Source organism: Geodermatophilus sp. SYSU D00867, from assembly GCF_054050315.1.
Window position 1 is genome coordinate 1 of sequence record NZ_JBJGZC010000042.1, and the last position, 9139, is coordinate 9139.

Sequence of the window (9139 nt, forward strand, 5' to 3'; positions counted from 1 at the left end):
CGCGCCCCCGCCGCGCCCGGCGCGCCGGCCGCCCCCCCCCCCCCCCCCCCCCCCCCCCCCCCCCCCCCCCCCCCCCGGCCCCCGCCCCCCCCCCCCCCCCCCCCCCCCCGACGTCGTACCGGGCAGGGGGGACGAGGAGGGTCATGAAGATCGCCGTCACGGGGGCCTCCGGGCTCATCGGGTCGACGCTGGTGCCGGAGCTGCGCGCCGACGGGCACGAGGTCATCCGGCTGGTCCGCCGCACCCCCCGCACCGCCGACGAACACCGCTGGGACCCCCAGCACCGGCGGATCGACCCGGCGCTGCTGCGCGACGTCGACGCGGTGGTGAACCTCGCCGGCACGCCGATCCGGCCGCGCCCGTTCACCGAGGCGTACCGGCGGGACCTGCTGGCCAGCCGGGTGGACAGCACCACCACGATCGCCGAGGCGGTCGCCACCGCGGCCGCCGAGGACCCCTCGCGCAGGCGGGTGCTGCTGTCGGCCTCCGCGGTCGGCTACTACGGCGACACCGGGGACCGGGTGGTCGAGGAGGACGCCCCGCCGGGGGACGACTTCCTCGCCCGCGTGTGCGTGCAGTGGGAGGCCGCCACCGCTCCCGCAGCCGAGGCGGGCGTCCGGGTGGTCACGCTGCGGACCGGCCTGGTCATCGGCCGCGGCGCCATGCTGGTGCGCATCCTCGGCACGGTCTTCCGGCTCGGCCTCGGCGGCCGGGTGGGGTCGGGGCGGCAGTACTGGCCGTGGGTGAGCCTGGACGACGAGGTGGGCGCCATCCGCTTCCTGCTGACCGCCGGAGAGGTGTCCGGGCCGGTCAACCTCACCGGCCCCGACCCCGTGCGCAACGACGAGTTCGTCCAGGAGCTGGGCCGGGCCGTGCACCGTCCGACGGTCCTGCCGGTGCCCGGCTTCGCCATCCGGTCGGCGCTCGGCGAGTTCGGGCGCTCCAGCGTCCTCGCCGGGCAGCGGGCCGTGCCGGCGCGGCTGCTGGCGGCCGGCTACCCGTTCCGGCACCGGGACCTGCCCTCCGCCCTCCGCGAGGCGCTCGACCGCGGCTGACGCCTCCGCCGGGCTCACGCCAGCCGCCCCGCGGTCCCGATCCGCCAGCCGCCGCTCCCGGGGACCAGCACCATCGTCACCGGCGCCTCCCCGCGGCCGGCCTCCGTGCGCAGCACCGGGCCGTCCGGGGACGCGGCCGCCACGACCGCGTACTCCGGCCAGCTGTCGACCAGCCGCACCTGCACGGACCCGTCCCCGGTGGTCGCGGCCCCGACCGTCACGCCGGAAACCGAGGGTGTGAAGCCGCGCAGCACCTCGCCGGCGGCGGTGAGGGAGCTCAGGTGGGCGCGGTCGGCGGCGAGCAGCGGGCTGTCCGCGGTGTAGACCTCGTCCAGCAGCGCCGGGGAGCCAGTGGCGAACGCCCGCGCGCGGCGGTCGTAGAGGTCGGTGAGGACGGCGCTCCAGTCGACCTGCTCCGCCGACGCCGCGGTCGCCGCGGGCGACGGGACCGCCGCCGCGGACGGCGCCGGTTCGGCGGACGCCGGAGCCGGAGCGGCCGCCACCGGTCCGCCGGGCCCGGAGCGGGTCAGCGCCAGCCCGAGCGCCACCGCGCCCAGCACCAGGGCGGCGACCGCGATGCCCGCGGCAGCCCGCCGCACGAACGGTCCCCCCGGCCGCCAGGACCGGGCCGACGGTGCGGGGACCTCGGCGGGCGCGGGCCGGCGGCGCCGGCCGGGCACCTGGTGGGTCAGCTCGGTGCGCGGCCCGCGGCCGGTCCGCGCCAGGTCGGCGTCGGGGACCCCCGGCGTCGGCAGCCGCACCGGCTCCGGGCGGCAGGCGTGCCGCAGGTCGAGCGCGAAGGCCGCCGCCGACCCCCGCGCGTGCGGATCGGCCGACAGGCCGCGGCCGACCACCTCGAGCAGCGCGCGCGGCGTGCCGGGAGCCAGCTCGGCGAGGTCGGGCAGCTCGCCGGCGGCGGCGACGGCGAGGGTGTCGGCAGGGGCCGCGGCGTTCCACGGCGGGACACCGGTCAGCGCGTGGAAGGCGGCCGCGGCGACGCCGAAGACGTCCGAGGCCGGGCCGGGTGCGCTCCCGCGGGCGACGGCGGGGTCGACGTAGGCCGGGGTCACCTCACCGGCCGCGTCCTCGCCGAGGACCCGCGCCACGCCGAGGTCGGTGAGCACCGGGCGTCCCTCGGCGGTGAAGACGACGTTCCCCGGGGACAGGTCGCCGTGGACGACGCCCTGCTCGTGCGCGCAGGCCAGCGCGGCCGCCACCGGCGCCAGCGCGGTGACCACCTCACCGGGGCGCAGCCGGCCGCGGCGGGCCAGCAGCGCCGCCAGGCTGCCGCCCTCGAGCAGGTCGAGGACCAGCGCCACCCGGGCCGGGCCGCCGCGCCGGGGCTGGTGCACCACCTCGTGCAGCCGGACCAGGTGCGGGTGGTCGAGAGCACCCAGCAGCGCCGCCTCGCGCGCCTGCCGCCCGGCGTCGCCGGCCACGAGCAGCTTCACCGCCACCGGCGCGCCGCCGTCACGCGGCCTCGCGCGCCAGACCTCGCCGGACCCGCCGCGGCCGAGCAGCCGGTCGAGCCGGTAGCCGGGGACGACCGGCGGCGCCGGGGCGTCGTCGGGGCCGGCGCTGGGCGAGGGGGTGGTGGGCACGGCGGGAACCGTAGGCCGCACCGGCCCCGCCCCGCCCCCGCCGTCCACAGGCCCGGGCGGCGTCCACAGGCGCCGTCCCGGACGGGTGCCCGGCGCCGACTGCACCTAGGTTCGGGACATGCCGCTGCCCGCCCGTGCCGAGGTCGTCGTCGTGGGCGCCGGGCTGGCCGGTCTGTCGGCAGCCACCCGCCTGGCCGCCGCCGGGATCGACGTGCACCTCCTGGAGGCCTCCGCCTCCGCGGGCGGCCGGCTGGCCACCGAGCGGGTCGACGGGTTCGTCGTCGACCGCGGCTTCCAGGTGTTCAACACCGGCTACCCGCGCGCCGCCGACCTCGACCTGCCCGCCCTCGACCTCGGCTTCTTCGCCCCCGGGGCGGTCGTCCGCGTCGGCGACCGCGCGCACCGGGTCGCCGACCCGCGCCGCCGGCCGTCCGCGGTGACCGACACGCTGCGGTCGCCGGTGGGGTCCCTGAGGCACAAGGCGGCGATCGCCGCGTTCTCCGCGCGGGCCGGGTACCGGCCGGTCCCGAGCCTGCTGGCGGCCCCGGAGACCTCCGCGGCCGAGCACCTCCGGCGGGCCGGCGTCGGCGCCACGGCCCTGGAGCGGTTCTTCGGGCCGTTCTTCGCCGGCGTGCTGCTCGAGGACCGGCTGGAGACCTCCAGCCGCTACCTGGACCTGCTGTGGCGCAGCTTCGTCCGCGGCGGCACCGGCCTGCCGGCGCAGGGCATCCAGGCGATCGGCGAGCAGCTGGCCGCCCGGGTCGGCGAGGGGCGCGTCCACCACGGGGTCCGGGTCACCGCGGTCTCGGGCACCTCGGTCGACAGCGACGCCGGTCCGGTGCGCGCCGACGCCGTCGTGGTGGCCACCGACCCCGACACCGCCGCCGTCCTCGTGCCGGCGGTCGAGGCCGCCGCGCCCCGCCAGGTGACGACCCACTACCACGTGCTGCCGGCCTCGCCGTGGCCCGAGCCGCTCATCGTCCTGGGGACGCCCGGCGGCCGCCTGGTCAACAGCGTGGTGCTCACCGACGCCCAGCCGGCCTACTCCCCCGACGGCCGCGCCCTGGTGGCCAGCAGCTCGCTGGCGCCGACGCCGGAGGCCGAGGTCCGCGGGGAGGTGGCCCGGCTGCACGACGTCGCGACGGCGGACCTCGGGCACCTGACATCGGTGACCGTGACCGGCGCGCAGCCGGCCGCGCTCCCCCCGCTGCGGCTGCGCCGCCCGGTCGACCTCGGCGGCGGCCTGTACGTCTGCGGCGACCACCGGGACACCCCGTCCATCCAGGGCGCCATGGCCAGCGGCCGCCGCACCGCCGCCGCGGTGCTGCGCCGGCTGCGGCCCGCGACCGCAGCCGCGGCCGCGGCCGGGGCCGGGGCCGGGGCCGCCTGATGCCCGCCACCGCCCCGACGATCGTGGCCACGAGCATCGGCTTCGACTCCCGCGGCCGGGGCCCCTACGACTGGGCGCCGGGCCCGGTGTTCGACCTGGCCGTCGAGCTCGCCGGGGCGCCCGCGCAGCCGCGCCTGTGCTACCTGGGCACCGCCACCGGCGACGACCCCGCGCGCCTGGCCGGCGTGTACGGCGCCTTCGCCGGCAGCGCGGTCCGGCTCAGCCACCTGAGCCTGTTCCCGATGCCCACCGTCCCCGACGTGCGCGCGCACCTGCTGGCGCAGGACGTGATCTGGGTCGGCGGCGGCAGCGTGGCCAACCTGCTGGCGGTGTGGCGGGTGCACAGTCTCGACGAGGTCCTGGCCGAGTGCTGGCGGGCCGGGGTGGTGCTCGGCGGGGTGTCGGCGGGGTCGCTGTGCTGGCACGTCGGCGGCACCACCGACTCCTACGGCCCCGACCTGCGGCCGGTCACCAACGGGCTGGGACTGATCCCCACCTCCAACGGCGTCCACCACGACTCCGAGGAACAACGCCGCCCGCTGTACCGGCGGCTGGTCGCCGAGGGCACGCTGCCCGCCGGGCACGCCACCGACGACGGCGTGGGCCTGGTCTACCGGGGGACGGCACTGGTCGAGGCGGTCGCCGACCGGCCGGGCAAGGCGGCCCACCGGGTGGAACGGGGTCCCGACGGCACCGCCGTGGAGACCCGCCTCGAGCCCCGCCGGCTGCGGTGATCGCGGGCATAGGCTGGGTCCCGTGACCGAACTGCGCGTCGTCCGGGCCGGCATCGTCCCCTACGAGGAGGCCTGGGCGCGCCAGCGCGAGATCCACGCCGCGCGGATCGCCGGGGAGGCGCCGGACACGCTGCTGCTGCTCGAGCACCCGTCGGTCTACACCGCGGGCCGGCGCACCGAGCCGCACGAGCGCCCGCTCGACGGCACGCCGGTGGTCGACGTCGACCGCGGCGGCAAGATCACCTGGCACGGGCCCGGCCAGCTGGTCGGCTACCCGATCGTGGCCCTGCCCGACCCGGTCGACGTCGTGGCCCACGTGCGCCGGCTCGAGGACGCGCTCATGGAGGTGTGCGCCTCGGTCGGCGTCGCGACGATGCGCGTCGACGGGCGCAGCGGCGTCTGGGTGGCCGCCGACGCCCCCGGGCCCGGCAGCCGGTTCCGGCCCGAGCGCAAGATCGCCGCGATCGGCGTGCGGGTCGCGCGCGGGGTGACCATGCACGGGTTCGCGCTCAACTGCGACCCCGACCTCGGCGCGTTCGGCGCGATCGTCCCGTGCGGCATCGCCGACGCCGGGGTCACCTCGCTGAGCGCCGAGCTGGGCCGCGACGTCCCGGTGGCCGAGGTGGTCGACACGGTGGAGGCGGCGATGCGGCGGGTGCTCACCCTCGCCCCCGCCGCCTGATGGCCGGCCTGCCGGACAGCACCTACGTCAGCCTGACCACGTTCCGCCGCACCGGCGAGCCGGTGCCCACGCCGGTGTGGGCCGCACCCGACGGCGACACGCTCGTCGTCTGGACCCGCGCCGACTCCGGCAAGGTCAAGCGGCTGCGGCACACCGCTCGGGTCACCGTGGCGCCGTGCGACGTCCGCGGCCGGGTGACGGGGCCGGTCGTCGAGGCCACCGCCGAGCTGCTGCAGCCGCACGAGTGGCGGCAGGCGCGGGCCGCGCTCGCCCGCCGGTACGGCTGGCGGTGGCGGGTCTCCTACGGCAGCGCGCGCCTGTGGCAGCGGCTGACCCGGCCGGGCACCGAGCGGCACGCGGTCATCCGCGTCCGCCCCGCCTGAACCGGGGTACCGGGCGGGGCCGGCCCCGTCCGGAGGCTTGCCGCGAGCTCGCGAGCGGTGAGGGGGACGGGGTCCTCGGTCAGGCGACGACGAAGTTGACCAGCCGGCCGGGGACGGCGACCACGCGCCGCACGGTCCGGCCGTCCAGCTGCGCGGCGACCTTCTCGTCGGCCCGCGCCGCCTCCTCCAGCGCCGCGGCGTCGGCGTCGGCCGGCACGGTCACCTGCGCCCGCACCTTGCCGTTGACCTGGACCGCGACCTGCACGGTGTCCTCGACCAGCCACCGCTCGTCGGCGACCGGGAACGGCGCCCAGGCGACCGAGTCGGAGTGCCCGAGGCGGGCCCACAGCTCCTCGGCCAGGTGCGGGGCCAGCGGCGCCACCAGCAGCACCAGCGGCTCGGCCACCGCCCGCGGCACCGGGGACTCGGCGCCGTAGGCCGCGGTCAGCGCGTTGGTCAGCTCGGCGATCCGGGCGATGGCGACGTTGAACCGCAGCGTCGCCATGCCGTCGCGCACGCCGGCGATCGCCTTGTGCAGCGCCCGCAGCACGTCCTCGGACGGCGCGGCGTCGTCGGCGGCCCGGACCGCGCCGGTCCCCTCGTCGACGACGACCCGCCAGATCCGCTGCAGCAGCCGCTGCGAGCCGACGACGGCCTTGGTGTCCCACGGGCGCGACTGCTCCAGCGGCCCGGTCGACATCTCGTACACCCGGAACGTGTCGGCCCCGTAGGCGCCGATCATCTCGTCGGGCGTGACCATGTTCTTCAGGGACTTGCCGATCTTCCCGTACTCGCGGTTGACCGGCCTGCCCTCGAAGAAGAACTGCCCGTCCTCCTCGACCACCTCGGCGGCGGGCACGTAGAAGCCGCGCTCGTCGGTGTAGGCGTAGGCGGAGATGTAGCCCTGGTTGACCAGCCGACGGAACGGCTCCTCGCTGGACACGTAGCCCAGGTCGTGCAGCACCTTGTGCCAGAAGCGGGCGTAGAGCAGGTGCAGGACCGCGTGCTCCATGCCGCCGACGTAGAGGTCCACGCCGCCGACGTCGCCCGGCGACTGCGGGCCCAGCCAGTACCGCTCCAGCTCGGGGTCGACCATCTGCGTGTCGTCACCCGGGTCCAGGTAGCGCAGGTAGTACCAGCACGATCCCGCCCAGTTGGGCATCGTGTTGGTCTCGCGCCGGTAGGGCTTCGGCCCGTCGCCCAGGTCGAGCTCGACGGTCGTCCACTCGGTGACCCGCGACAGCGGCGGCTCGGGCTGGGAGTCGGCGTCGTCGTCGGCGAAGGTCTTCGGCGAGTAGTCGTCGACGTCGGGGAGCAGCACCGGCAGCAGCGACTCGGGCACCGCGCGCGGCAGGCCGTCGGCGTCGTAGACGATCGGGAACGGCTCGCCCCAGTAGCGCTGCCGGCTGAACAGCCAGTCGCGCAGCTTGTACGTGGTGGTCGCCTCGCCGTGCCCGGCGGCCACCAGCCACTCGGTCACCCGGGCGATGGCGGCGGCCTTGTCGGTCAGCCCGTCCAGCGAGACGTGCTCGTTCGACGAGTTGATCATCGGGCCGCTGCCGGTGTACGCGCCGCCGTCGAAGTCGGCGGGCGGCTGCACCGTGCGCACGATCGGCAGGCCGAAGGCCTGCGCGAACTCCCAGTCGCGGGTGTCCTCGCCCGGGACGGCCATGATCGCGCCGGTGCCGTAGCCGGTCAGCACGTAGTCGGCGGTGAAGACGGGCAGTTCCGCCCCGGTGACCGGGTTGACGGCGGTGGTGCCCAGCCACACGCCGGTCTTCTCCCGGCTCTCGTTCTGCCGGTCCAGCTCCGAGCGCCGGGACGCCTGCCGCTGGTACTCGCGCACCGCCTCGGCCGGGGTCGCCGCGCCGCCGGTCCACCGCGGGTCGGTGCCGTCGGGCCACGCGTCGGCGGTCAGCGTCTCCACCAGCGGGTGCTCGGGCGCGAGCACCACGTAGGTGGCGCCGAACAGGGTGTCGGGACGGGTGGTGAACACCTCGATCGTCTCGTCACCGGCGGCGAAGCGGATGCGGGCACCGGTCGAGCGGCCGATCCAGTTGCGCTGCATCTGCTTGACCGAGTCCGACCAGTCCAGCCGGTCCAGGTCGGCCAGCAGCCGCTCGGCGTAGGCGGTGATCCGCATCATCCACTGGGTCAGCGGGCGCCGGAACACCGGGAAGTTGCCGCGCTCGGAGCGGCCGTCGGGGGTGACCTCCTCGTTGGAGAGCACCGTGCCCAGGCCCGGGCACCAGTTGACCGGCGCCTCGTGCAGGTAGGCCAGCCGGTGGGCGTCGACGACCTTGCGCTTGTCGACGTCGGACAGCTCGGCCCACGGCCGCCCCGAGGGGTTGGTGCCCGGCGCGGGCTCGCGGGTGCCGGCGTCCAGCTCGGCGACCAGCTCCTCGACCGGGCGGGCGCGACCGGCCTGCTCGTCGAACCAGGCGCCGAAGATCTTCAGGAAGATCCACTGGGTCCACCGGTAGTAGCCCGGGTCGATCGTGGCGAAGGTGCGGCGCTCGTCGTGGTCGACGCCCAGCCGGCGCAGCTGCGCCCGGATCGCCGCGATGTTGGCCTCGGTGGTGATCCGCGGGTGCTGCCCGGTCTGCACGGCGTACTGCTCGGCGGGCAGGCCGAAGGCGTCGTAGCCCATCGGGTGCAGCACGTTGTCGCCGTCCATGCGGCGGAACCGGCTGGTGACGTCGGTGCCCAGGTAGCCCAGGGGGTGGCCGACGTGCAGGCCCGCACCCGAGGGGTACGGGAACATGTCCATGATGAAGGTCTTGGGCCGGCCCTCGACCCGCTCGAAGCCCTCGGACAGGCGGCCCACCGGGTTGGGTGTGTGGAACGTCCCCTCCCGCTCCCACCGGTCCTGCCACTCCAGCTCGATCCGCTGGGCGAGGGCCGGGGTGTAGCGGTGCGGGGGGACGCCCTCCTCGGCCGGCTCGGTCGTGGGCTGGCTGGCCGTCTGGCTCATCGCGGTGCTCCCGGGGTCATCCGTCGGCGGACATGAAAAGACCCCTCACACAGGAGGGGTCGCCGTGCTGACTGGTTGCTCAGGTCAGCACGGCCGGAGAAGCAGGCGTCCGCCGGTCACGGCCGCGAGTCTACCGCCCGGGGCCTCACCCGGACGGGTCGGTCGGGCGCTCCGGGCTGCACCCGGACGGCGGACGAGCCGTTGTCGTCCTCGTGCGGCGCGCTCAGGTGTCCCTCCGGCGTGGGGGGGGGGGGGGGGGGGGGGGGGGGGGGGGGGGGGGGGGGGGGGGGGGGGGGGGGGGGGGGGCGGGGGGGCGGGGG

At 77.1% G+C, this 9139-nt stretch carries 7 protein-coding genes; 5 read left to right on the forward strand and 2 right to left on the reverse strand.

What is annotated here, in order from left to right:
* The first annotated feature begins 143 nt into the window (after positions 1-143).
* A complete protein-coding gene (locus ACI8AK_RS23120) occupies positions 144-1055 on the forward strand; it encodes a TIGR01777 family oxidoreductase (protein ID WP_456958178.1) in 912 nt (303 codons plus the stop codon).
* 14 nt (positions 1056-1069) lie between these two features.
* Here the strand turns inward: ACI8AK_RS23120 and ACI8AK_RS23125 are convergent, their stop codons facing one another.
* Entirely contained in the window at positions 1070-2656 is a 1587-nt protein-coding gene (locus ACI8AK_RS23125; RefSeq protein WP_456958180.1) for a serine/threonine-protein kinase, read from the reverse strand.
* 118 nt (positions 2657-2774) lie between these two features.
* Here ACI8AK_RS23125 and ACI8AK_RS23130 point away from each other — a divergent pair, with 118 nt between their 5' ends.
* Genes ACI8AK_RS23130 through ACI8AK_RS23145 form a run of 4 tightly spaced genes read left to right on the forward strand, consistent with a single transcriptional unit; the run spans position 2775 to position 5845 of the window.
* Positions 2775-4046, forward strand: a complete 1272-nt coding sequence (locus ACI8AK_RS23130) for an NAD(P)/FAD-dependent oxidoreductase (RefSeq protein ID WP_456958181.1) — start codon at positions 2775-2777, stop codon at positions 4044-4046.
* Positions 4046-4780 carry a Type 1 glutamine amidotransferase-like domain-containing protein gene (locus tag ACI8AK_RS23135; RefSeq protein WP_456958182.1) on the forward strand — a complete coding sequence of 245 codons (735 nt, stop codon included), beginning with the start codon at positions 4046-4048 and terminating at the stop codon, positions 4778-4780. Before ACI8AK_RS23130 ends, ACI8AK_RS23135 begins: the two co-directional genes overlap by 1 nt.
* A gap of 22 nt (positions 4781-4802) precedes the next feature.
* On the forward strand, positions 4803-5462 hold the full coding sequence (gene lipB, locus ACI8AK_RS23140) for a lipoyl(octanoyl) transferase LipB (RefSeq protein ID WP_456958184.1): 660 nt from the start codon (positions 4803-4805) through the stop codon (positions 5460-5462).
* Positions 5462-5845 carry a PPOX class F420-dependent oxidoreductase gene (locus tag ACI8AK_RS23145; protein ID WP_387989172.1) on the forward strand — a complete coding sequence of 128 codons (384 nt, stop codon included), beginning with the start codon at positions 5462-5464 and terminating at the stop codon, positions 5843-5845. Before lipB ends, ACI8AK_RS23145 begins: the two co-directional genes overlap by 1 nt.
* 79 nt (positions 5846-5924) lie before the next feature.
* Here the strand turns inward: ACI8AK_RS23145 and leuS are convergent, their stop codons facing one another.
* Entirely contained in the window at positions 5925-8819 is a 2895-nt protein-coding gene (gene leuS / locus ACI8AK_RS23150; RefSeq protein ID WP_456958185.1) for a leucine--tRNA ligase, read from the reverse strand.
* Positions 8820-9139 lie beyond the last annotated feature (320 nt).